This window comes from Butyrivibrio sp. INlla14 (assembly GCF_900102515.1).
Classification (GTDB): Bacteria; Bacillota; Clostridia; order Lachnospirales; family Lachnospiraceae; genus Butyrivibrio.
The window spans coordinates 32,938-57,538 of sequence record NZ_FMVS01000017.1 but is presented as its reverse complement, the minus strand read 5'-3'; the positions used below and the strand labels follow the sequence as shown (position 1 = coordinate 57,538).

At 42.4% G+C, this 24,601-nt stretch carries 16 protein-coding genes; 5 read left to right on the top strand and 11 right to left on the bottom strand.

What is annotated here, in order from left to right:
- Positions 1 to 210 precede the first annotated feature (210 nt).
- The 8 genes from BLO53_RS11960 to fliY form a co-directional block, all read right to left on the bottom strand.
- The gene (locus BLO53_RS11960; RefSeq protein WP_026490339.1) at positions 211 to 771 is read right to left on the bottom strand and encodes a GtrA family protein; all 561 of its coding nucleotides are present in this window, start codon (positions 769 to 771) and stop codon (positions 211 to 213) included.
- Between the two features lie 15 nt (positions 772 to 786).
- On the bottom strand, positions 787 to 3,204 hold the full coding sequence (locus tag BLO53_RS11955) for a glycoside hydrolase family 3 C-terminal domain-containing protein (RefSeq protein WP_092061913.1): 2,418 nt from the start codon (positions 3,202 to 3,204) through the stop codon (positions 787 to 789).
- A 147-nt stretch (positions 3,205 to 3,351) separates the two neighbouring features.
- On the bottom strand, positions 3,352 to 6,300 hold the full coding sequence (locus tag BLO53_RS11950; RefSeq protein WP_092061910.1) for a glycoside hydrolase family 3 N-terminal domain-containing protein: 2,949 nt from the start codon (positions 6,298 to 6,300) through the stop codon (positions 3,352 to 3,354).
- Between the two features lie 217 nt (positions 6,301 to 6,517).
- The gene (locus BLO53_RS11945; RefSeq protein WP_092061907.1) at positions 6,518 to 7,648 is read right to left on the bottom strand and encodes a GGDEF domain-containing protein; all 1,131 of its coding nucleotides are present in this window, start codon (positions 7,646 to 7,648) and stop codon (positions 6,518 to 6,520) included.
- Positions 7,645 to 8,955 carry a GHKL domain-containing protein gene (locus BLO53_RS11940; RefSeq protein ID WP_092061904.1) on the bottom strand — a complete coding sequence of 437 codons (1,311 nt, stop codon included), beginning with the start codon at positions 8,953 to 8,955 and terminating at the stop codon, positions 7,645 to 7,647. The genes BLO53_RS11945 and BLO53_RS11940 overlap by 4 nt, the downstream gene beginning before the upstream one ends.
- Positions 8,956 to 8,973: 18 nt before the next feature.
- Positions 8,974 to 9,681 (bottom strand): LytR/AlgR family response regulator transcription factor, encoded by a 708-nt coding sequence (locus BLO53_RS11935; protein ID WP_092061902.1) that lies wholly within the window; start codon positions 9,679 to 9,681, stop codon positions 8,974 to 8,976.
- A 39-nt stretch (positions 9,682 to 9,720) separates the two neighbouring features.
- A complete protein-coding gene (locus tag BLO53_RS11930) occupies positions 9,721 to 10,857 on the bottom strand; it encodes a DUF4317 domain-containing protein (RefSeq protein ID WP_092061899.1) in 1,137 nt (378 codons plus the stop codon).
- Positions 10,858 to 10,865: 8 nt separating this feature from the next.
- Positions 10,866 to 11,471 (bottom strand): flagellar motor switch phosphatase FliY, encoded by a 606-nt coding sequence (gene fliY, locus BLO53_RS11925; RefSeq protein ID WP_092061896.1) that lies wholly within the window; start codon positions 11,469 to 11,471, stop codon positions 10,866 to 10,868.
- A gap of 354 nt (positions 11,472 to 11,825) precedes the next feature.
- Here fliY and BLO53_RS11920 point away from each other — a divergent pair, with 354 nt between their 5' ends.
- The 5 genes from BLO53_RS11920 (at position 11,826) to ptsP (ending at position 17,882) form a co-directional block, all read left to right on the top strand.
- Positions 11,826 to 12,590, top strand: coding sequence for a DeoR/GlpR family DNA-binding transcription regulator (locus BLO53_RS11920; RefSeq protein ID WP_092061893.1), 765 nt, complete (start codon positions 11,826 to 11,828; stop codon positions 12,588 to 12,590).
- Positions 12,587 to 13,492 carry a 1-phosphofructokinase gene (pfkB, locus tag BLO53_RS11915; RefSeq protein WP_092061890.1) on the top strand — a complete coding sequence of 302 codons (906 nt, stop codon included), beginning with the start codon at positions 12,587 to 12,589 and terminating at the stop codon, positions 13,490 to 13,492. Before BLO53_RS11920 ends, pfkB begins: the two co-directional genes overlap by 4 nt.
- Before the next feature lie 87 nt (positions 13,493 to 13,579).
- Positions 13,580 to 15,670, top strand: coding sequence for a PTS fructose transporter subunit IIABC (locus BLO53_RS11910; RefSeq protein WP_092061887.1), 2,091 nt, complete (start codon positions 13,580 to 13,582; stop codon positions 15,668 to 15,670).
- A gap of 74 nt (positions 15,671 to 15,744) precedes the next feature.
- Positions 15,745 to 16,008 carry an HPr family phosphocarrier protein gene (locus BLO53_RS11905; protein ID WP_026490350.1) on the top strand — a complete coding sequence of 88 codons (264 nt, stop codon included), beginning with the start codon at positions 15,745 to 15,747 and terminating at the stop codon, positions 16,006 to 16,008.
- A 167-nt stretch (positions 16,009 to 16,175) separates the two neighbouring features.
- Positions 16,176 to 17,882, top strand: coding sequence for a phosphoenolpyruvate--protein phosphotransferase (ptsP, locus tag BLO53_RS11900; RefSeq protein WP_092061884.1), 1,707 nt, complete (start codon positions 16,176 to 16,178; stop codon positions 17,880 to 17,882).
- 1,025 nt (positions 17,883 to 18,907) lie between these two features.
- Here ptsP and BLO53_RS19250 read toward each other — a convergent pair.
- The 3 genes from BLO53_RS19250 to BLO53_RS11890 form a co-directional block, all read right to left on the bottom strand.
- Positions 18,908 to 19,069, bottom strand: a complete 162-nt coding sequence (locus tag BLO53_RS19250) for a hypothetical protein (protein WP_176757265.1) — start codon at positions 19,067 to 19,069, stop codon at positions 18,908 to 18,910.
- A 209-nt stretch (positions 19,070 to 19,278) separates the two neighbouring features.
- A complete protein-coding gene (locus BLO53_RS11895; protein ID WP_092061881.1) occupies positions 19,279 to 22,338 on the bottom strand; it encodes a hypothetical protein in 3,060 nt (1,019 codons plus the stop codon).
- A gap of 46 nt (positions 22,339 to 22,384) precedes the next feature.
- Positions 22,385 to 24,508, bottom strand: coding sequence for an efflux RND transporter permease subunit (locus BLO53_RS11890; RefSeq protein WP_092061878.1), 2,124 nt, complete (start codon positions 24,506 to 24,508; stop codon positions 22,385 to 22,387).
- Between the last annotated feature and the right edge of the window lie 93 nt (positions 24,509 to 24,601).

The window sequence follows — 24,601 nt, the reverse complement described above, 5'->3', positions numbered from 1 at the left end:
AAGCAATAAACTTCATCTCCGCGAGGTGCGCATCCACAGCGGAGCGTTTTTTATTGAATAGGAAAGCAATTTCCTATTCAATAAAAATAAGGAGCTGCGTCTGTTTTATAGGTATATCACCCAAAAACAATGCAACTCCTGTATAAATGACCATATAAATGACCCATTGGCTTCGTCCCTTAGTACCATATGCGCGAAGCCCCGGAACTATTACTCATTCTCCGCCTTCTTCACGGTCTCAGGGAAGATTATCTTGTTTACAAAGAAGAATACTACCATTGAAACGCCGCCGTTTAATACTGTAGTACCGATGTTGTAAACAAATGCTGGAACAAACTTGCCTGCTACAGCTACCCAGATGCAGTTGATTGAGTTTACGATGCAGGTGATCAGGATGAATGCTGCAACATACCATGCAATCTGCTTGCCAGGCTTGTCGTGGTTACGGAATACAAAAAGCTTCTGGATAGGGAAGTTAATGCATTCACCGATAACCATAGCGATCATGTAAGCTACAAAGTAGGCAAGTCCGCCATGTGCCTGGTCGTAACCAAGAATATTCCAATCAAATGTCTCACCAAATAATGTAAGAGGAATTCCAGGCCAGCCAAAAGACCTGTCTCCTAAAAATGCAAAAGCTGCTGGTAAAAATGTAAGGAGAAGGTACTTAAATACTGTGATCAGGTTACTTACGACCACAAACAAGCCTCCCTCGCGCACCCACTTTGCAATCTTAGGATGCTTCTCCTCGAAACTCTTCCAAAAATTCATTACAAAAATCCTCCATCATTTAATCTTAGCCTCATACTCTTTGTTGAGCTTACTGTTACGGAAGTAACCGGAAATAACCTTTCCAAGCCCACCAAAGAACTTACCATTTACAATATCAACAATGCCATCAACCATATCCATGGAAACAGCGCCGCCAGTCATTTTGGCCATAGCTCTGAATGGCATGTTATAGATAAAGAGTACGTTAAGATTAGGCTTGCCGCTCTCATCAGCTTTCTTCTTCATAGCTGTAAGACGCTTATAAGCAAATCTGGCAAGTCCGCTCTTTGCATAGTACATCTGGCAAATAGCATCATTGGCTGTCAAAAGTCCGTTCCACTTGCCATCTGGAATGCTTCTGCCAAGAAGTGCCTCAAACTCAGCATCTTCTACAGTCTGGATCTTGCCGCTGTAATATGTAGGCATCTTCTCTGGAACATATGGAAGTTCCTCTGTAGTTGCTGTTCTTGTAATATCGCCGGTCAGCCTGATATCTGCGCTGGAAGCTCCAAGGAGGATCTTGTACTGCCCACCTTCTACTTCCCACTTGTTAGTCTTGACATTCCAGTAACGGAAAGTCTTATCATCAAAGGCAATCTCTACCTTTTTGGATTCTCCTGGCTTCAGGAACACCTTGGCAAATCCCTTAAGCTCTTTTTCTGGTCTGAATACCTTGGCATCAGGGAGAGAAACGTACATCTGAGCAATCTCAGCGCCCTCCATCTGTCCTACGTTCTTGATGGTAAAAGAAATGCCTTCATCAGTAACATTTAAGTCACTGTATTCAAAGCTTGTGTAGGAAAGTCCAAAGCCAAATGGATAAAGCACAGGAACTTCCGCAGTTTCATAATATCTGTAGCCAACAAATAAACTTTCTCTGTACTCAGAGGTTCTCTCTGTGCTTGGATAATAGCGGTATGCAGGTGTATCCTCAAGTCTTCTTGGAACAGTCTCTGAAAGCTTACCAGATGGGCAAACCTTACCGGTTAAAATGTCCATAACAGCGCTTGCTCCAGCCTGGCCATTTAAGTAGCCGTGGAGAATAGCCTTGAAGTAATGATGCCAAGGCATCTCAATTGCTGAACCTGCACTAATGATTCCAACAAGATTCTTATTTACCTGTCCAAGTTCCTGCAAAAGATTTATCTGATTCTGAGGTATTCTCATGTGTGTTCTGTCCATACCCTCAGACTCACTATCTTCATTAAGACCAAAGAAGAAAAGAACTATGTCAGCTCTTTTTGCTATATCAAGAGCTTCCTTCCTGGTTGCAGCATCTTCCTCGCCGGTTCTGGAATAGCCCCTTGAAGATCCAATAACCTGAACATCATAATTGCCAAGAATCTCTGATACAGTCTCAATCTTAGTAGGATTAACAAGAGATGAGCCTGCGCCCTGATATCTTGGAACAAAGGCAAAATCTCCGATTATGGCAACCTTGGCACCAGGCTTAAGAGGAAGGATGTTGCCCTCGTTCTTAAGAAGGATTGTGCTCTCAGTAGCAGCTTTTCTTGCTACTGCGTGATGTGCTGCCTTGTCAAAGTCATCAGACTTGCCCTGGGCGTTGACATAAAGAGTCATGACAGCATCAAGAAGCTCGTCTACTCTTGCATCCACATCCTCCATGCTGATCTTGCCGCTCTCAACAGCAGCCACAAGTTCTCTTGCAGAATCAAGGCCAGGATTAGGCATCTCAAGGTTTGAGCCTGCTGCCACGCCAAGAGCATGGTCATTGGAAGCACCCCAGTCAGTAATTACTATTCCGTCAAAGCCCCAGTCTTTTCTCAAGATATCAGTCAAAAGATGCTTATTCTCATTGGCATATGTGCCATTGACCTCATTGTACGCAGACATGATAGTCTTGGCCTTACCTTCTTTTACAGCAATCTCAAAACCAGAAAGATAAATTTCTCTTAAGGTACGCTCATCAACAACCGCATTCATAGCCATACGACGAAGCTCCTGTGAGTTCACCGCAAAGTGCTTGGGACAAGCGTATACACCCTGTGACTGAATACCTCTTACATATGATGCAGCCATCTTACCTGCAAGATATGGATCTTCTGAAAAATATTCAAAGTTTCTTCCGCAAAGAGGACTTCTCTTTATATTAAGGCCTGGTCCCAACAGCACGTTGACGCCTTCTGCCATAGCCTCTTTTCCAAGTGTCTTTCCTAGTTCCTCGCCAAGCTCTGTATCCCAGCTATTGGCTACTGTTGCTGCAGTAGGGAAGCATGTTGCAGGAAGGGATTCGTTAAGTCCTAAGTGGTCTCCCGCTCCAGCCTGCTTTCTGATACCGTGAGGTCCATCTGAACAGAATATGGATGGAATTCCAAGTCTCTCAAATTCCCTTGTCTGCCATTCTCCCTTTCCGCTCAAGAAAGCTGCCTTCTCTTCAATTGTCATCTTCTCAATGATATCTTGATATTTCATTTTTTCCCTCGCATATCTATGTAATTTGCCAATTCCATGTGACAATTGGCAAACACCTTTTTAAATATGGAAACATAGGTCGGCACAGGACCTCCCGTGCCGCCTATGATCCAATTAATCCTATATATTTATAGGTCTAAATTACTATTACTCTACAGTAGCTTCTGCTGCTGCCTTTTCATTGGCTCTATTCTTCTTGAAGTTCTTGCAGAAGATAGCCATAAGGCAGATCATAAGTGCTGCAAATACGCAGTCGCAAACAATCATAAGAATCTTCCAGGAAGCCATACCTGACTTGAGATTCTCAGGTGCATAAGCACGGCTGTTAACTACAGTATAGAGAATATTCTTGGTAGCCTCACGCATAGCCTGCTGAGCTCCGTTTGTATCTCTGAACTGAACGCTGTTTGTAGCTGTTGGATAGTTAACAAGCATACAGTCTGTACCATTTCTGATAGCCTGGTCAGATGACATATATCCGTAAACTCCGAAGTAGTCTGTAAGTACGAAGCCATTGAAGCCCCACTCTTCTCTAAGGACTGTCTTAAGAAGTTCCTTACATCCGCCTGCCCAACGGTTACCAATGTAGTTGAAGGAAGACATAACTGCTGTCATCTCAACGTTCTTGACACTGATCTCGAAAGGCTTAAGGTAAATCTCACGAGCTGCCTGCTCATTAGTCCATGTGCAGAGCATGTCGCATCTGTTGCCTTCCTGATCGTTGAATGCAAAGTGCTTAACATAAGCGTAAACTCCGTTAGCCCATGAGCCCTTTGTAGCTTCTGAAGCAATCTTTCCAGAAAGAACACCGTCTTCTGAATAGTACTCAAAGTTACGTCCAGCAAAAGCTGTTCTGTGAATGTTCATAGCTGGTGCATACCAACCAGATACATCCATCTCGTTAGCCATCTTACCGATGTAATCGCCGAATGAATAAGCAAGTTCTTTGTTGAAAGTAGCTGCAATTGTAACACCTACAGGGAATCCAAGGGATCCAACACCTGTAAAGTTATTGTTGATTGAAGCAGGGCCGTCACAGTCGTTTGTACGAACCTTGCCGATTGACTCAACTGAGTTTGTCTGATATCCACCAAGAGAAATAAGGGCGTTCATATCATCAAGTGTCATAGCATTAAGAAGCTCATCCCACTTAGGATCGTCCTTAGCAAGACCACGAAGGTCCTTGAGCTGAAGTGATGTAGCTGCGCCAGTTGTAACTGCTGCTGCGTTTGGATCCTCGTCAGCTGCTGTAGCTTCTGGTGTAAGGTAGTTGCTGATATTGTAGAAAGTAGCCTTTACATCTGCAGGCATCTCGTAGCTCTTAGGAGCTGCTGTTGCTGCATTGTAGTTAGCAAATCCATCTGCTCTTGAAAGGTACTCAATATTACCATTAGCAAAATCAAATGCGTTTGTAGCTGTAACCTTATCTGAAGTTCTCTTGTTTGATCCGTCATAAGTTACTGTAGTTCCTACAGTGTATGTCTTAGAATCGATAACGTTGTGAGAATCCTTATTGATAGAAATCTCATAGTCACCAGCGTCAAGTACATAAGCCTTAGCGTTCTGGTAATCATAAGATGCCATATCTTCTGCTGCAAAAGAGATAGTGATTGTCTCTGATGCGCCTGGCTCAAGGAGCTGAGTCTTTGCAAACTCTACAAGGTTTGCAGAAGCCTTCTCGATTCCACCGTTCTCATATGGAGGATTGTAGTAAACTTCTACTACGTCCTTACCTGCAACAGAACCAGTATTTGTAACAGTTACATCAAAAGTAATTGTTCCATTATCCTCAGTAATGTCGCCCATTGTCTGCTCAAATGTTGTGTATGAAAGGCCATATCCAAATGGATACTGAACCATTTCATCATAGTTGATGAGCCCCTCAAGTGCTGCTGTCTCATAGAACTTGTATCCTACATAGATACCCTCTACGTAATTTACAAAGCTAACTTCTGCCTTAGTCTCAACGCCAGTAAATCCTGTTGATACATAAGCATAGTCTTCCATATTTGTATAGTTGAAGTCACCAAAGTTGTTCCACCAAGGTGTCTTTGTCATGTCATAAACATAGGTGTCGATTGTCTTACCTGATGGGTTAACCTCACCAGTTACGATCTCGCCAAGAGCCTCCATACCAACGTGGCCCATGCCTGCTGCCCAAAGAACTGACTTGATCTGTGGGTGGTCTTTTACAAAACCAAGCTCGAAAGCGTTAGCTCCGTTGTAAACAAGGATTACCTTGCCAAAGTTAGCGCATACAAGGTCGATCATCTCTTCTTCTCTGTTTGTAAGCTGAAGGTAGTGATCACCTGCATCCCAGTCGTTACCCTCGTTGAGAGTATCATCATAAGTACCAGCTGTATAGGTTGTTCCATCCTTGAAAGAGCCATCTACTACAGAAGACATATTTGTTGGAAGGTCTGCACCCTCACCGCCTGAACGGCTGATAACGATCATAGCTGTGTCTGAGTAAGACTTAGCATTTGACATAAGTTCGTCTGTATAAAGAGAAACGTTAGGTTCTGGAAGTGTCCAGTCCTGATTCCACATACCAACTACTGGTCTGTCTGCCTTGTAGTCTGTGTAGAACTTTGTAAGTTCAGCGTTTGTCTCGATTCCAGCATCACTAAGTGACTTAAGAAGATCGATAGTTTCATATGCATCATTAAGAGCACCTGAACCTGCGCCACCAAGGATAGGATTTGTTGAAGCCCATCCGAAAACGTTAAGCTTGCTTCCTGAAGCAACAGGAAGAGTGTTCTCATCATTCTCAAGAAGAACGATACCCTCTCTTGCGATATTCTGTGCAAGAACAGTTGTCTCATCAGATGTAGTCTTTGAGATTGTACCGCTTCCACTAATAAGATCCATCATTGTGCTCATAGGTCCTGTCAGGATCATATTCACACATATAACAATACCAGTCAGCATAGCAACAAGTGCTGTGCCTCTTACAAGCTTCTTGGTTGACTTCTTAAGCTTCATAACTGCGATCATGATAACGATTGCAACTGCAATTATGATACCTATAGCAATCAAAAAAGGCTTGATTGAATTGATGACTTTCATCACGTCATCCAGATTGATAGATAACATAGATTAACCTCCCTTTTTTAATCTGGAAACTAAATCTGGTCAGGATCTAGTTCCTTAGTTTGACCGCATAAACAATCATAGCGGCGCTTACAATATGAGGTTAACACGCATAAAAAAAACGTGCCGTTTTTGTCATAAACGGTACGTTTTTTGTCATGAATTGCATGTATACGGCGAACGCCGTGACAACTCGGAACTTGTTCCGAGTCGGCATGGTTCATTTTCTCTCAGAATGTTTCCTGATCTTTTCCTCATACATATTGTCATCCATATGTCTAAAGAAGCTATCCACATTATCTTTTTCCGGATCAAATAATGTATAGCCTATAGATAGCGATAGCTGATACTGTCTACCCTCTGTCTCGTTAAAAAGTTCCAGCTCATCCCTTATATTTTTTACCACCCTTTTAAGGGCTTCTTCGGAAGTTCCCTTCAATATAAGAATAAACTCATCTCCAGCAAATCTTACTGCCACTGCCTTATCAGGTTTACTAAGAGTTATGACTCTTGCAGTATCAATAAGTGCTTCGTCACCAACGGAATGTCCGAAGGTATCATTTATTTTTTTAAAACGGTCAACATCTATCATGATGCCGCCCATGCGAGCTCCCTGATCCTTGGAGTAGGAATCAAGGATATAATCAAGAAATGCCCTGTTATAAAGCCCCGTCAGTTTATCCAGATAGGAGAACTCATTCTGGAGTGACATATAGATTGCCGTAAGTCCCACTGCAAGCGATACCCAGATAAGTGATATCCCGTAAAAGACAAGCTGTAAAATACATCCTGCAACTACCGGCCCCATCATAAGACCAATAGGGAAAAATCTCACTTTTCCATACCTGTTCTCATATTTTTTGAAAATCATATAGCTAAATATAAGATACCCAAACTCAACGATAAAGTAAGCATAACTAAGCGGAAGCCTATGATAGACATTCATTTCATCAAGATAAAATACTACAGGGACAAACAGATTCATCATAGAAATCAGAATCAGGATAAGTCCCGGTATTGCTATAAATCTGTAGCGTCTCTTTATCCTGGCTGTTGACTTAAATAGTTTCAGCTCAGTGTACATGCACCATCCAATAGAAAAGAGAGGGTTTGTCACAAAGCAGTAAGTATTGCCAGCTATAGCAAGAATACGACTAAGCTCTCCAGGCATGCCGTCCAGATAAAAAGTCATAAAGTCAATTGCGCATGCAAAAGCTGACAAGCCTGCTATAAGAGAAAAAATCTTATACTCAAACCTGCCCTCAGATCTTCGAATGTGGCTGCTGTATAGCATCGCTATAAGAATGACCACACCTATATAATCAGTTACAGCTACTGCAACTAAATTCATCCAAGCCCTCCTTTTGGAATAAGCATCGTAAGCTCAAACCAATTATCTTTAAGGCCAAAATTCAATGTTCCGTGGTATTTCTCCACTGTATATCTGATACTCTTAAGTCCAAATCCGTGATTACCCTTATCAGCCTTGGATGTAACAGGGTAACCATTCTTAATTGTTATAGTGTTTTCGCAATAGTTATTTATCTGGATCAGTATAAAGTTCTTTTTCTGGGAAAGAGTAAGGTGTATAAGCCTCTTCTCAGGATCCTCTATAAGAGTCACACTCTCAATTGCATTATCAAGGGCATTACCAAAAATGGTACAAATGTCCGCCACATGCATAAATTCCAGAATATCGCCTTCTGCAACGCAGGTTATCTTGATGTTATTGGCTCTGCAGTTCATCATCTTTCCGGCAATCAGAGTATCAAGTACACTATTTCCAGTCTCCAGCTCAGGACTGTAGGATTCAAGTTCCTGCTCCAGGGAATCAATCCACTTTTTGCGCTCCTCATCGCTCATCTCCGCACGGAGTCCAGCAATCTGGTGCTTTAGGTCGTGATACTTCATATTGATCACTTCAAAGGTAGACTGGTAGTTTCTGTACTTGTCATACTGAGCCTTTAGCATTGAGTGGATATTCCGGAGCTCTTTTTCTGCAAGAAGCTCGCAGATACGGCTCTGATACACATACAGTATCATGATACCTGCAATATCAACCAGGGTTCTTATGTAAAAGATATCCGCCTCAAGCCCTGCAGAAAATGGGGTATTCCTAAATACAAAGCTAAGATTACTAAAGGCAAACACTACTGCAGCTATGGCAATTGCAGCCCACAGTTCTCTTACATTTATCTCAAGTTGGAAGACTCCTCTTGTTATGCCAATTTCCATATAATGGGCCCAGGTAAAAACAAGAGAGTAGACTCCCACAAGTATCAAAATCTGGACTAGTATCGAGTCCGTCAGGTTCCTGAAAAAGTATGCAAGCTGCCACTCAAGGGAGGCGGCCAATTCCGCCAAAAGAAAGGCTCTTGCACAGTAATAACCTATGACATTTCTGCTATCATCACAGCAAAAAGCCATGTATACATACATTATCCCCACTGCGATCAGCATACAGGGAATCCAGAATACTACAGGAAGCCCCTTAGTCAGTACCAGAAACATGCTCTGAACCACAAGTGCCAGGATGGTGACCAGAATGAAGTCCTCATTTTTGACTTTTCTTTTCATCACAAGGCAATAGGTCAGGCAGGCCAGCCACTCAGCCAGGGCCGTGTATATTCTTGGAATGTCTTCGAAAAAAGTATCCATATTATTTACCAATAACTATCAGGCTAAAGATGCCATGTAATCTGTAAGTGCAGACATGAAGTCGTTTTTCCTTGATCTGCTGATAAGAAGCTTCTTGCCAGCAATGACACAGCTTCCGTTCTCCACGCCGTCTACAAACTTAAGATTCACAAGATAGCCCTTATTGCTCCTAAAGAAATTGTATCCAGAGAGCTGTTCCTCATAGTCGCCAATCTTGGCCCTTATTGTAAACTCTCCGCCTGTAGTGTAGAATTTGAGGTTGTGCCCCTCGCTTTCTATATAAAAAATGTTATCGATATCCAGCTTTTTTACCCCTGAGGGCATATCCACAGTGATAATCTTGGAAGTTGGCTTTTTTATCTTGCCGACAGCTCTTCCAAGTTTCTGTGAAAAAGCAAAGTAGCTCACAGGCTTAAGGACATAGTCCATGGCATCAACCTGATAGCCCCTTATGGCATAGTTGGTCATGTTTGTGATAAACATAATGACTACATCACTATCAAGCTTTCTGATCTCCTCCGCTGCAGTCATGCCGTCCATAAGCTTCATCTCAATATCCATAAGGATAATGTCAAACTGCCCCTTATATCCGTTAGTGATCTCATCCCCATCAGAAAATCTTGTAATCTTGAAATAATTACCGCTCTCGGACTGGAATCTGTTTATGTATTCTGTAAGCTGTGCTGCGTATGAATCCTCGTCCTCAACAATTGCAAGCTGAATCATATCTGTTCTCCCGGATGAATACAGGTCTTTTACCTGGTCTTACTTGTTCATGAAGGTGCGCACGTTGATCCCGTTTACTTCTATGTGATCATCCACTGCGATCACCAGGCACTGTCTGCCATCGACAATTCTTGATTCCACAAGATCTGTCCTGTCTGGCTTGACCTTGATCACCACATCTGGAGTCTCTATATCAAACTTCTTGGTATTGGCTATATTGCTGGCAAGTAGAGGAAAATCCTCATCTCCAGCGCATTTCACATAATTCTCGTCAAAATAGTCAAGTCTGTCCTGAGCTACACCGCTGTCCTGAAGAAGCTGCTTGACGTCTTCCTTTTTAAGCTCAAGAGGCTCAGGATCACCCTCGTGGTCTTCGATCATCTCATTTAAATTATCATGAATATTCTTCATGATGTCATAATCTGCCTCTTCGCCTATGGTGTTCTGCACTACAGCATCAAAGATGTCCTTCTGCTCAGGTGCTGAGATAGGCGCTCTTCCGCCAAACATAGCCTCCACAAACTCTGGCTGAAGGTCATCAGGCTTCTTTGTGAAATAGAGCATGTTATGGATATCTGTATCTCTTTCTATAAAGGCTGGGAAAAGAAATCCCTTTGTAGGGCCTTCTACGATCCAGTCGCGGAATCTGTCCTCAATGATGTTCTTGCTCTCGTTGTAGCCAAGTCCTGCCTTGGAGAGCTTAACAGGGCAGATGCTGCAGAGAATGTAATCATAAATCTTCTCAGATGCATCCTCCATCTCAATTCCATCCCTTGTGATACCTGGAATGTCGTAAACTGCGTGAACAAGAATAATATAGTAGTTCTCGCCATTTACATAGTTGGCGATGATCTTGTCATAGAACTCATCCACAAGCTCGTCGTCCTCGAGTCTTGAATTTCTAAGAGTCAAAAGAAAATCTTGAGTCCCTCCTGGCTGCTCCTGGTCTAGAGGGAACTCAAGACTAATTAGGTTCTTGCCAAAAGTGCCTGCAAGTGTATGCTGGAAAATGTCCAGATATTTGAACATTTCTTCCTCTGGGATCTGTCCAAAGGCCTTTCTAAAGGTAAGTCTCTTGTTCTTTTCGTGATCAACATAACATCCGCAAATGTGATCTATTGTGCATCTGTCTGGTGTAAACTGCTTCTTGATTTCTAATGTTTCTGCCTTATTCATTTTGAGTTTTATTTTCCTTTATCTATGAATTTTTGGCACATATCCACTGCGAACTGCACCGGATATAATTGTACCATGACGGAATCAATAAGGTCACCTATTGTCATCCTAAAAGCTATTTTAACAAATTTATCATAAGTAGTATCAAACATTTTTTCGAATACTTTTATACTCTCAACATCAATCTGGTTAACAACAGGAGTGCTGATATCGGTAGCAATTCCAAGCATGGAAGATAAAGAAGTGGCGCTTGTGCCCATCATCTGGTTCATGGCTTCTGAAGCTGCAGAAAGGTGAAGTTCTGTGATTTCTCCGGAAGTATTGGTGCCATCACCACCCATCATAAGATCTGTCATGACTTTTACGTCATTCTCTTTTAACACAAGCACGTTGTTTCCTTCAAGGCCCTTGACGTAATGGATCTGCACAAAAATACAGGTTTTCTCATAATCATCGAGAGCTTCGCTTCTTTTGATCAGCTTTACATTAGGGGTTGTGATATCAACTTTTCTGTTCACCATCATGCTAAGCGTGGTGGCAGAGTTACCCATGCTGATATTTGCAATCTCACCTATGATATCAATCTGTTCCTGAGTTAAATTTAATTCTTCCAAAATCAGTACCTCCTGCGGCTTAACTGTAGAAAAATTCTAATCTTATTTTAACTTTCCAAGGCACTTTTTGTAAATATTTTTTACGCTATATAGATAAAGCTTTATTGTTTTTTAATACTTTATATGGAGTATGCAGTGATCATCCATGTGAGCGGCATGAGCGTTTGTGAGTGTTTTGAGTGATTTTAGTGAATTTTTGTGATTATTTAATAATATTTTAAGTGATTAATTGTGATTATTTTTGATTGATAATGATTGTGTATGATGTTATCATGCAATTAGAGTTCAAATTATATACGTGGTCATCACAATCTTTTTTTCCATATATATTCATAATGATCAGAGGGGAACAATATGCTTACTCAGGAAAGACGGGATTTAATTGTTGCACTTATAAATGAAAGAAATGTTGTAACAGTGGCTGAGCTTATGGAGGAGTTTGATGCCTCCGCAGCTACCATCAGAAGAGATCTTACTGCTCTTCATGACGACAAGAAGATTGTTAAGGTCTTTGGCGGCGCAACATCCATAATCGATCAGGATGTGAACACTACTGAGCCCACAGTTTCAGCCAAGGCTGTGCTCAACACACAGGAGAAGGAAGCAATCAGCAAATATGCTGCTTCATTAATTAATGATGACGACTTTGTTTATATCGACTCAGGTACCACTACTCTGGAAATGATCAAATATATCACCAATACCAAGGCCAAATACATCACAAACGGCATTGTTCATGCCAAGAAGCTTTTGGAAAAGGGCCTTAGCACCATGATAATTGGCGGCAGATGCAAGCCTACAACCGAGGCCATAATCGGTCCTGACTGTATCGAAGGCATCAGCAAATACCACTTTACCAAGGCTTTCATGGGAACAAACGGGATTTCACTTCATGCAGGCTACACTACTCCTGATGTGGATGAAGCCCTGGTCAAACAGGAAGCTGTCAAGCATGCCTACGTTTCCTACATACTGGCGGACCATACCAAATTTGGCAAGGTAAGCTCCGTAACCTTTGCAGAGATACCTAACTGCTGCATCATCACAGACAAAGAGCCTAACAAGAACTACAGCAGTAAAACAATCATAAAAAATGTAAATGATGGAGAAAAATTATGATCTACACTATTACCTTTAATCCAGCAATTGACTATGTTGTAAGGATGGGCTCAGAGCTCCTTCCTGGAATGACTAACAGGTCTGATTCCGAGGAATGCTACTTTGGCGGCAAGGGCATCAATGTTTCAACAATATTAAAGAACCTTGGGCTTGATAACACTGCTCTTGGGTTTGTAGCTGGTTTTACTGGAAAGGCCATCGCTGCTGATGTTGAGAGAAAAGGCATCAAGGCTAATTTCATCGAGCTTCCTGAGGGAATCTCAAGAATCAACGTCAAGATAAAGGGCGCTGCTGAGACAGAGATAAATGCTCAGGGTCCCAAGATCCCACAGAGTGCGCAGGATGAGCTTTTTGGTCAGCTTGATGCTCTTAAGGACGGAGACATCCTGATCCTTGCAGGCAGTATTCCAAGTTCTCTTCCAAGTGATGTATATGAGAAGATCCTGGCCAAGCTATCTGACAAGAAAATTGATGTTGTTGTTGATGCCACCAAGGATCTTTTAAAGAACGTTCTTAAGTATCATCCATTCCTTATAAAGCCCAATAATCATGAGCTTGGGGAGATGTTTGATACAGTTTTAAAAACTGACGATGAGATTGAAGCTCATGCCAAGAAGCTCCAGGAAATGGGCGCCAGAAATGTTCTTATTTCCATGGCTGGCGACGGTGCAATGCTCATTACAGAAACTGGTGAGAAGCACAGAGTTGGAGTTCCAAAGGGACAGGTCAGAAACTCAGTTGGCGCAGGAGATTCAATGGTAGCAGGCTTTGTTGCAGGTTTCCTTGAAAATCACGATTACAGTCAGGCTCTCAAGATGGGGACAGCCGCAGGAAGTGCCACTGCTTTTTCCGATGATCTTGCAACTGGCGAAGCTATTAGAGAGCTCTATTCCAAGCTGTGAACACAAATATAATTGAGTAGATGATTACTCTTTATATATAGCTATAAAAAGAAGGTATAAATTGGGATAACCAACAAAGGAGGGACTATGAAAATAACAGATTTACTCAAAAAAGATGGCATCAATCTGAAAGTCAGCGCTGCTGATCAGAATGCTGCTATTGATGCGCTCATTGAGTTGCATGAAAAGGTTGGAAACTTAAACAATGTTTCTGCTTTCAAAAAGGCAATCCTTGCAAGAGAGGAAAAGGGCTCAACAGCAATTGGCATGGGAATCGCTGTTCCACACGGTAAGTCATTTGCAGTAGCCAAGGCTGGTGTTACAGCCATTACTATTCCAGAGGGTATCGACTATAAGTCCCTCGATGGAAATCCTAGCAAACTGTTCTTCATGATTGCAGCTCCTGATACTGCTGCTGACACACATCTTGAAGTTCTGTCCAAGCTTATGACACTTCTTATGGACAGCTCTTTTGCTAAAAAACTTATCGAGGCTAATACTCCGGATGAGTTCCTTTCAATAATCGATGCTAAGGAGGCTGAGAAGGACAAGGAAGAAGCAGAAAAGAAAGCCGCTGCTGCTCCAGCTAAGGCTCCTTCAAACAAAAAGCTTTTAGGTGTAACAGCCTGCCCTACAGGTATCGCTCATACATTCATGGCAGCTGAAGCTCTTGAACTCAAGGCTAAAGAGATGGGCCTTTCAATCAAGGTTGAAAAAGACGGATCTGCAGGTGCCAAGGATGTTCTCACTGCTGATGAAATTGCTGCAGCTGATGCGATCATCATTGCCTGCGACAAGAATATAGATATGGAGAGATTCGATGGTAAGGAAGTTATCATTACTTCTACCAAGGAAGCTATCCACAATCCAGAAGGTCTTATCAAGAAGGCCAATGAAGAAAAGCTTGAGGTATATCACTTTACTGGAACAAAATCAGCTTCCATGAGCTCTGCTGCTGATGAAACACTTGGAAGAAAGTTCTACAAGCACCTTATGAATGGCGTTTCACACATGCTTCCATTCGTTATCGGCGGTGGTATCCTGATTGCGCTTGCATTCCTTGTTGATACAGTCGCAGGATATGGTGCAACTGGTGGTGGTAACTTCGGTAACATGCTTCCACTTTCATCTTTCCTTAAATATGTTGGTGGCCTTGCAATGGGTCTTATGGTTCCTGTGCTTGCTGGATACATTGCGTACTCAATTGCTGACAGACCTGGTCTTGCAGTAGGTTTTGTAGGTGGTATGCTGGCTTCCAGCGGTAATGCAGCTCTTTTCTCAGGTGATGCTCCAGCATTCCCTTGGGTTACAAGGCTTATGGGCGAAGGTGCTCCACTTGATGGATTTAACACATTTATTGGTAATTTCGCATTTACAAATAACGGTGCTACAGTATCAGGTTTCCTTGGCGGTATCGCAGCTGGATTCCTTGCAGGCGGAATCATTCTCGTTCTCAAGAAGTTGACAGCAGGATTCCCTAAGTCACTTGAAGGAATCAAGCCAGTACTTATTTATCCACTTTGCGGCGTATTTATCATCGGCGTTTTGATGAGCTTTATCCTTAACCCAATCATTGGTCTTATCAATGTAGGACTTAGCGCAATGCTTACAGCTCTTCAGGCAGCTAATCTCATTGCAGTTCTGGGACTTATCCTGGGCGCAATGATGGCTATAGATATGGGCGGCCCTATCAACAAGGCAGCTTATGTATTTGGAACAGGTATGCTGGGAACAGCACAGGTACTCATGGAAAAGGGTGCAGAAGCTTCTGACCCTGCAGTAGTTGCCTGCTACATCGCAATGGCATCCATCATGGTAGGTGGTATGGTTCCTCCAGTTGGTATCGCTATCGCATGTAAACTCTTCCCTTCCAAGTTCACAGAATCTGAGAGGGAGACCTGGATCACAAATATCGTAATGGGAAGTTCATTCATAACTGAGGGCGCTATCCCATTTGCGGCAGCCGATCCTGCACATGTAATTCCATGTACTCTTGTAGGTTCAGGTATTGCCGGTCTTCTTTCAGCAATCTTTGGATGCACACTTATGGCTCCTCACGGCGGAGTATTCGTATTCGCAACCGTAGGCAAATGGCCACTTTACATCCTTGCATGGCTGATTGGATCATTTATCACTGCTGTTATGCTTGGTCTTATTAAAAAGCCAGTTAACAAATAAATTATAAAAACCATTCCCAGAGGGCTATCATGCCTTCTGGGAAATTGGTGCTTTACTAGAGAGGAAAAGAAATTATGGTATCACAGAAAATCACAGTAACTAACGAACAGGGAATGCACATGCGTCCAGCAAGTCTCTTTTGCCAGACAGTGACTCCTTTTGCAAGCGATGTAAAAGTTGTTTTCAATGGAACAAGCTATGACGCTAAGAGCGTTATGATGCTCATGAGCGCATGCATCAAGTGCGGCTCTGAAATCGAGATCGTATGCGATGGTCCTGACGAGGCAGATGCCCTCAAGAAGGCTGTTGAGCTTGTTGAAAGCGGACTTGGTGACTGAGTTTCAGTCGAGTTGGCAACTCGGTAGTAGGTGGCTTGCCGGTAGTGTTTGAATTTGGCTAGCCGGTTGTGTATGAATTTGGCTAACCGATTGTCCGGAATGACTGCAGTGGTAAAAAAAAACAGTTCAGTACATTTTAGACAAGAAATAAGATATGGAGGAAGAAAATGCACAAAGGAATTGCAGCATCACGTGGCATAGGAATTGGTAGCGTTTGTGTCATAAAGGAACATGACCTTAGCTTTGAAAAGAAGAAAATCGAGGACACAGCTGCTGAGAAGGAGCGATTCAATAAGGCGCTAGAGGAGTTCAAGGCTGAAACAACTGCCATGGCTGAGGATATCAGAAAAAGGATTGGCCCCAAGGAAGCAGAAATCCTTGAAGGTCACCTGGTTATGGCGTCAGACCCTTCAATGTCAGGCGAAATGCTCAAGATGATCGATGCCGGTCAGTGCGCTGAAGCGGCTGTTGAGGCTGTCTGTGATATGTTCATAGGCATGTTCTCACAGATGGATGACGAGATGATGAAGCAGCGTGCTTCTGACATTAGCGATATCAAGATCAGCCTTTTAAAGCTTCTTCTTGGTATCAAGGATATTGATATCAGCAAGGTGCCAAAGGGTACAGTTCTGGCCTGCAAGGATCTTACTCCTTCTATGACTTCCCAGATCAACAAAGGCAATGTATCTGGTATCATCACAGAGGTTGGAGGAAAGACTTCCCACTCTGCTATTCTTGCAAGAGCCCTTGAAATTCCTGCTGTTTTATCTGTTCCTGATATCACAAGTCTTGTTAAGGACAAGGATACAGCTATTATTGATGGAACTGAGGGTATTGTATACATCAATCCTGAGGGAGATGTTTTATCCCAGTATATAATCAAGCGAGAAGATTTCATCCGCAAACAGTCTGAGCTTAAGGGATTCCTTGGCAAAGAAACACTTACAGCTGATGGCGACTGTGTTGAACTGTTCTGCAATATCGGTACACCCAAGGATGCTAAAAAAGCTCTTGAATGCGACGGCGAAGGCATAGGTCTTTTCCGTTCAGAATTCCTGTTTATGGATTCCAATCATCAGCCATCTGAGGAAGAACAGTTTGTAGCTTACAAGGAAGCAGCACAGACCATGGGTGGCAAGCCTGTTATCATCAGAACTCTTGATGTAGGTGGCGACAAGGATATTCCATACCTTAACATCAAGAAGGAAGAAAATCCTTTCCTGGGCTACAGAGCTGTCAGATACTGCCTTGGCAACAAGGATAGCTACAATTTGCAGCTCAGAGCAATTGTTAGAGCCAGCGCCTTTGGTAAGGTCAAGATCATGCTTCCTCTTGTTACCTGCGTAGACGAGCTCCGCGCAGTAAAAGAGATGATTGCTGATATTAAAAAGGACTTCGATGCAAATGGTATCGCCTATGACAAAGATATTGAAGTTGGCTGTATGATTGAGACACCTGCTGCCTCACTTATAGCAGATATTCTTGCAAAAGAAGCTGATTTCTTCTCAATTGGAACAAATGACCTTACTCAGTACACTATGAGCGTAGACAGAGGAAATGCTGATGTAGCTTATCTTTATTCTACATTCCAGCCATCCGTCCTTCGCAGCATCAAGCACATAACTGAATGTGGCCGCAAGGAAGGCATTCCTGTCGGAATGTGCGGAGAAGCCGCAGCTGATCCGCTTATGATTCCTCTTCTTATTTCTTTTGGACTTACAGAGTTCAGTGTTAACCCGGTTCTGGTGCTCACTGCCCGCTGTATTATTTCCAAGTGGAGCAAGGCTGAAGCTGATGAGCTTGCAGATAAGGTTATGCGCCTTACTACAGAGGCTGAGATTGTAGCCGCACTTAAGGAAGCTTCTAAGGAATAAATTGTGTTAGTTAGCTTGATTAGCTTGGCTGATTTATAAATTGTATTTTAGAGTATATTTTGGCTGCCGCACTGCTATTTTGCAGTGTGGCAGCCTTTTTCTATGCTGGCAGAGGGTTTAATATAGCTTCTGTGATGCATAATCTACTCTTTTTCTTTTCTTGCATGATTTGTCTTGCGACTTGTCATGCAAAATTCAAATTTTCTTTTGTTTGCATCACTTACTTAGGCTTCTGTGATGCATATTTTACTCTTTTATTATTCTTGCATCACTTACTTAGGCTTCTGTGATGCATAATCTACTCTTTTTCTTTTCCTGCATGATTTGTCTTGCGACTTGTCATGCATAAATGCAAATTTTCTTTTGTTTGCATCACTTGCCTAGACTTCTATGATGCATATTTTACTCTTTTATTATTCTTGCATCACTTGTTTAGGCTTCTGTGATGCATAATCTACTCTTTTTCTTTTCCTGCATGATTTGTCCTGCGACTTGTCATGCATAAATGCAAATTTTCTTTTGTTTGCATCACTGAATTAGGCTTTTGTGATGCATAGTTTACTCTTTTATTATTCTTGCATCACTTGCCTAGGCTTCTGTGATGCATAATCTACTCTTTTTCTTTTCCTGCATGATTTGTCTTGCGACTTGTCATGCATATATGCAAGTTTTCTTTTGTTTGCATCACTTGCTTAGGCTTCTGTGATGCATAGTTTGTTTTTCTATTTCTTCTGCATTACATATTGCAGGGCATTTCAAGCAAAACAAGACTTTTTGATTAAATTGCATGAATTGTAATTGGTATTACCTGCGTGGTGTTACGTAATACCTTTTTTGCAAATAAAAAGAGCATAAGGTTCTTATCTAACAAAACCTTACGCTCTCAATCATTTATTATCTTAGTTATTCTTTATTCACTATTATTTCTAACAGCTTCTAAATTTGCATTCTTCAAATATTCTTATATTCTATCGTTCTCTAAATCCTTATGTACAATGTCTGAAACTCAACTTACAATCATCTAATCATCTCATACTGCGGAGCATTTCGATTGCTGTCTGAGGACGTCTCTCCTCATGAGTATCGCTTGAGTAATCACATTTAGCAAGAAGTTTCTCTCGCATCTCCTCAGGGTGATTATATAATTGATCCATAAGTCTATCAAAGACCAGTTTGTATTCTCCCATATTATTGCCTCCTACCGTGCTGTCCCACTCATCTAGTAATAATCGGTACTACGTACATAAAAACTACTGTTAATTCACGCTAGCGCTTAACATCGTAACCGATTAATCGAAGGAATGCAATGGAAAATATCACAATAATCTGTGAAAAAATTGTGTCCACTTGTGCACAATTTAGTTTCACAGGTGGACACAATTAATGATTCAAAACATCAGATGTCTTCAGCCTTTACGCCTGCTGTTCTAATGATGAATTTAACGCTGCAATCCTCTTCATCACTTGCTCCAGCAAAGGATGTATATTCAGTGCCTGCTTCCTTAATAGCTGTGAGCTTGTCAACGAAATCTGTAAGGTCTCCATCAAATGCTTCGTAAAGCTTCTTGATACCTTCCTGATCAAGCTTTGTAATACCATCAAGAAGTTCCTGAACGCCAGCATCAACCTTGCCGATACCTTCGTCAAGTTTACCAGCACCGTCATTAAGATCCTTAGCACCATTCATAAGTTCAGTTGCACCATTATCAAGTGTTCCGGCACCAGTGTTGAGCTCATCAGCGCCACTCTTAAGATCCTTGGCACCTGTAGCAAGCTTATCAGCGCCATCCTTGAGCTGTGCTGCACCAGAGTCAAGCTGTGCTGCGCCATCGCTAACCTGCTTAGCACCGCCGTTAAGCTTGTCGTTATTGGCTACAAGCTGATCTGTTCCAGCCTTGATCTGTTTAGCACCTGCATTAACCTGTGCTACACCTTCTGAAAGACCAGTTACATGTGTGCCGTCAGGCATATTATATCCATCTATACCAGCCTTAAGCTGTGTAGCACCTGTATTAAGTTCCTGAGCTCCAGCATTTAACTTAGCTACGCCTCCCTGAAGGTCAATTAGTTTCTGCTTAGTGAGGTCAAGCTTCTTTTCAAAAGTATTAATACCATATGCTTTATCCTGATCAGTAACAAAGGCATCAAATGAAGCAAGAGTATCATTTACAAATGTAAGTGTCTCAGAAACTGCGTTCTTTGTTGCCCTTGTAGCAGCAAGTGTAGCTGAATATGCGCTGATATCACTAACTCTGCTTGCTACCTCCTGCTTAACTCTCTTAGTAACTTCAGCCTTTACAGTTTCCTCCATCTTAGCTGCAGCTGCTGCCTTGTATTCATCGCTTGTTACATATTCTTTAACAGCTTCTTCAAGTTTCTCTTTTACAAGCTGATCAACCATGTCATCTACATCTTTCTGAGAGTATATTTTCTCATCAGACCCTGTATCTGAAGCTACAGAAGCAGTTTTTGGAGTTGCCTCATCCTTTATTTCAACTGATGCACTAGCATTATTCACAGTTGTTGCTGCTGTAGTTGCAGCTGTTGTAGATTCTGCCGCAGCAGCTGGTGAACCTGCTCCGTCTGCTGGTGCTGCCCCCTGCTGCCCAGATGTCTCTTCCCTGTTCTCAGCTGGTTCATTAGAAGGTGTACTTTCAGTTGTTTCAGAAGTAGCCGCACCTGATGCTGCTGTAATTTCTACTACATTCTCTGTAGAAGACTTTGAATCCGGATTTGGAATTTCTCCTGAAACAACCTCATTCTCAGCATTTTCAGCACCTGCAGGTTCCTGATGAACTTCACCACTTTGCTGTCCAGCAAGTGCAGCTAGTCCAGCATCTCTTACACGTACTGCGTCCTCTGCGCTTTGTATCTTACCACCTGACAATTGAGTAAGCGTTGGTACAAGTGCATCTGGACAAGGCACACCAGGTGTAGTCAAAAATCCTTCAACTGCATTAAGTCCGCTGGCAGTTGTGTCGAGTTCTGCCTTCTTGGTCTCCAGTGCAGTTTTCTTGGCAGAGATCATATCAAGAGCACTTGAAAGCTGTGATAACTGGCTAACCCCATTATTCAATTCTTCAGTTCCTGCAGCCAACTGACCTGCTCCAGCCTGAAGCTTAGCAGCGCCAGCAGAAACCTTGCCGGTACCAGTTACAAGAGTTTCTGTTCCGTTTGAAAGCATTGTTGCTCCTGCATTTACCTGGCTTACGCCGCTTGTATAAGAAGAAACGCCATCTGTGAGGGTCTTGGAGCCGTCTGCAAGTTTACCTGTGCCGTCCTTTAATGTACCTGTGCCGTTTGCAAGGGTTCCTGCGCCGTCAGAGAGCTGGCCTGCGCCGTCTGCAAGTTTGCCTGTGCCATCGGAGAGCTTTGTTGTGCCATCCTTGAGCTCTTTTGTTCCGTCATAGAGTTTTCCAGTGCCGTCCTTAAGCTCCTTGGATCCTTCTGCGAGCTTGCCTGTGCCGTCCTTAAGAGTGCCAGCGCCCTCTACGAGTTTGGTTGAACCATCATTAAGTTCTCCCATATCGTCCTTGAGATCGTCAATTTTACTTGAATCAGCGATGTCCATGGCGCCGAAGTCTGAAAGGATATCGGAACTTGCCATTGTGATTGTCATACCAAGTTCGAAATCTGTTGTATCTGCTGTGATTTCAAAAGAGTTTGAGAGCTTGCCTTTGATTTCTTCTGAATCTTCAAGTTCATCCCACTTTTCATCTGAGATATCAAGACTCTCCTTAAGTCCTGGAAGGGCAACACCCATAACAATGTAGTTGTTTCCTTCTGAAATTACCTTACCATTTGAAATCTCAACGTTTGAGAACTTGTCAGAATCAAGCATCATTCCTGAAACCATTGCAAATGGTGTATAGACTTCAACGTCCTTGCCATCTACGTTTACTGTCTGCTTGGACTTATTTTCATACTCAAAGCGGATTGTAACTTTACCGCTCTTGCCTGCAAGTTCTGATGGAGAAATCTCTTTTCCATCAAGAGTGTATGTGATCTTCATGTCTACAGGAAGCTCCTTATCTGTAGTTCCCTGATAGTAGATATCTGATCCTTCAGCATTCCAGGTAACAGTGCCATCGCCGTTCTCTGTATATGTCTCTGACCCTTTTACATTTACAATGTCATGAAGTTCTGTAGTGTCGGACAATTCTGCGCTCTGCTCAGCATTCTTGAGCCACTCACTTACTATAACGTCGTTGACTGCGCCGTTTGCATCTGCTGTGACATAAACTGTCTCAACCTTGCCTGCTTCCCCGATAGCGCCTAGAGCTGATGCGCTATTTGCAAGGCTCTTTTCAAGCTGCTGTTCCTTAGCTGTTTCAACTACTGCTGTAGCCTGTCCATTTTCTGTAGTAGCTGTATTTGATCCGCATGCTACAGTCAGAACTGCCATCATGCAAGCCATAATTACTGAAACTGATCTTAAAAGATTCTTTCTTACCATAACTCTCCTCTTTTCCGCCCACAGTGGGCATATTTATTTTTTTCCTTTAAGCTGCCTTGTGGAAATGAAGGATGTGATGTCCACCATCATGTGGATGAGGCTTTATCGCATCTTTGTTCATACCAAAGGTTGTTCTTACTATCAAACCATCAAAGATCATATACATTGCCGGAAGTACCAGAATTACTGTAAACATGCTGACTATAGCGCCTCTGGCCATCAGGTTACAAAGTGAACCGATCATATCGATACTTGAGATAAGGCCTACACCGAAGGTTGCAGCAAAAAAGCTAAGAGCGCTGACAATTACTGACTTCATGCTGGTTGAAAGAGCTATAAGTGTTGCCTCTTTCTTGTCGTGGCCGCTATTTCTTTCACCTAAATATCTGGTAGTCATAAGGATTGCGTAGTCAACTGTTGCACCAAGCTGGATTGTGCCAATTACTACAGATGAAATGAAAGGAATTGTAGTATGAGTGTAGTACGGCAATCCCATGTTTACGAAGATTGCAAACTCGATTACAGCAACCAGGATAAATGGCAGTGATACTGATTTAAGTACAAACGCGATGATCAGGAAAACAAGTCCAATTGAAACCATGTTAACTACCTGGAAGTCGTGGTTTGTGATATTGATAAGGTCCTTGGTACAAGGCGCCTCACCTACTACCATTGCTGTAGGATCATAGGATTTAACGATCTTATCTATAGTTGTTATCTGATTGTTGATCTCATCAGAAGCAATCTTATAATCTGTTGTCAAAAGAACCATCTTCCACTGGTCACTCTCAAGCTTTGAGAGGGCATCTTCTGGAATAAACTCTCTTGGAATAGAAGGTCCTATAAGAGAATCTGCGCTGAGAACTGAGATAATACCGTCGGTTTCCTTTATCTCTTTTAACATCTGGTTCATTGATGCGCTGTCCAGATTCTTGTCCACAAGGAGCATATATGCTGAATTCATCTCGAACTTCTCATCTACCTCGTTGGCTCCCTGAACGCTTTCAAGGGTATCTGGAAGTGTCTGAGTAAGATCGTAATAAACACTGGTGTGGTTATTTCCGTAAATTGCTGGTGTCAAAAGAGCCAGGAAAATAAGGAAGAATGCCAGATAGTGCTTGGATACGAACTTAGGAATCTTAACGAACTCAGGCATTAGTGGTTTGTGCTTTGTCTTTTCAATAAGGTTATCAAATACAAGGATCATGCTAGGAAGGATTGTAACGCATCCGATAACGCCGAATACAACGCCCTTAGCCATTACAACGCCCAGATCAAGTCCCAGTGTAAAGCTCATAAAGCAAAGTGCCACGAAACCTGCGATTGTTGTGATGGAGCTTCCTATTACTGATGTAAAAGTTGCAGTGATTGCATTGGCCATAGCATCCTTTTTATCATCGTTTTTGCCAAGTTCCTCCTGGTAGCTGTGCCAGAGGAATATAGAATAGTCAAGGGTTACGCCCAGCTGCAGTACCGCTGAAAGAGACTGGGTGATAAAAGAAATCTCTCCCTTGAAGACGTTACTTCCCATGTTGTAAACAATTGCCATTCCTATACTAAGAAGGAAGAACAATGGGATCAGGTAGGAGTCCATTGTAAGTGAAAGAACTATAACAGCCAGAAGTACGGCGATTCCTACGTAGATAGGAGTCTCTTTTTCTGCCATATTCTTGGTATCTGTAACAATGGCACTCATGCCGCTCATAAAGCATTGTTTATTGGAAATCTTTCTGATGTCCTCGATTGCCTGCATGGTTCCATCTGATGATGTACCTTCGTCGAATACGATGAACATCATTGTGGCATCACCTGAATTAAAGGCCTTCTCCACATCCTCAGGAAGCATCTCCATTGGAACTGACAGGTCCATAACTGAGTCATACCAGAGAACATCTGCCACATGATCTACTTTTTCAATATTGGATTTGAGGGTTGCAACATCCTTCTCCTCCATACCTTCTGCAACATACAGGACAAAAGAGCCAGTTCCAAACTGATCAAGCAAAATGTCCTGCCCCTGCATGGTCTCAATATCCCCTGGCAGATATGTCAGGATATCGTAGTTGACCCTGGTGTTAAAATATCCGATTGCTGATGGCACCAGAAGTGCAAATGCAACGATCAGGATCACAAATCTTAGCTTTACAATAAGATGTGAAAGCTTATTCATAACGTTTCCTCCTCTTTTAATATGTATTCAGCCCCTCACTATATGAGCAAAAGGCTAAAATATTGTTAAAACATAAAATTGACCAACGGTCAT

Excerpts from the sequence above, each read along its gene's own strand:
- BLO53_RS11960 (WP_026490339.1), bottom strand. The coding sequence starts at position 771 with ATGAATTTTTGGAAGAGTTTCGAGGAGAAGCATCCTAAGATTGCAAAG.
- BLO53_RS11955 (WP_092061913.1), bottom strand. The coding sequence starts at position 3,204 with ATGAAATATCAAGATATCATTGAGAAGATGACAATTGAAGAGAAGGCA.
- BLO53_RS11950 (WP_092061910.1), bottom strand. The coding sequence starts at position 6,300 with ATGTTATCTATCAATCTGGATGACGTGATGAAAGTCATCAATTCAATC.
- BLO53_RS11945 (WP_092061907.1), bottom strand. The coding sequence starts at position 7,648 with ATGAATTTAGTTGCAGTAGCTGTAACTGATTATATAGGTGTGGTCATT.
- BLO53_RS11940 (WP_092061904.1), bottom strand. The coding sequence starts at position 8,955 with ATGGATACTTTTTTCGAAGACATTCCAAGAATATACACGGCCCTGGCT.
- BLO53_RS11935 (WP_092061902.1), bottom strand. The coding sequence starts at position 9,681 with ATGATTCAGCTTGCAATTGTTGAGGACGAGGATTCATACGCAGCACAG.
- BLO53_RS11930 (WP_092061899.1), bottom strand. The coding sequence starts at position 10,857 with ATGAATAAGGCAGAAACATTAGAAATCAAGAAGCAGTTTACACCAGAC.
- BLO53_RS11920 (WP_092061893.1), top strand. The coding sequence starts at position 11,826 with ATGCTTACTCAGGAAAGACGGGATTTAATTGTTGCACTTATAAATGAA.
- pfkB (WP_092061890.1), top strand. The coding sequence starts at position 12,587 with ATGATCTACACTATTACCTTTAATCCAGCAATTGACTATGTTGTAAGG.
- BLO53_RS11910 (WP_092061887.1), top strand. The coding sequence starts at position 13,580 with ATGAAAATAACAGATTTACTCAAAAAAGATGGCATCAATCTGAAAGTC.
- BLO53_RS11905 (WP_026490350.1), top strand. The coding sequence starts at position 15,745 with ATGGTATCACAGAAAATCACAGTAACTAACGAACAGGGAATGCACATG.
- ptsP (WP_092061884.1), top strand. The coding sequence starts at position 16,176 with ATGCACAAAGGAATTGCAGCATCACGTGGCATAGGAATTGGTAGCGTT.
- BLO53_RS19250 (WP_176757265.1), bottom strand. The coding sequence starts at position 19,069 with ATGGGAGAATACAAACTGGTCTTTGATAGACTTATGGATCAATTATAT.
- BLO53_RS11895 (WP_092061881.1), bottom strand. The coding sequence starts at position 22,338 with ATGGTAAGAAAGAATCTTTTAAGATCAGTTTCAGTAATTATGGCTTGC.
- BLO53_RS11890 (WP_092061878.1), bottom strand. The coding sequence starts at position 24,508 with ATGAATAAGCTTTCACATCTTATTGTAAAGCTAAGATTTGTGATCCTG.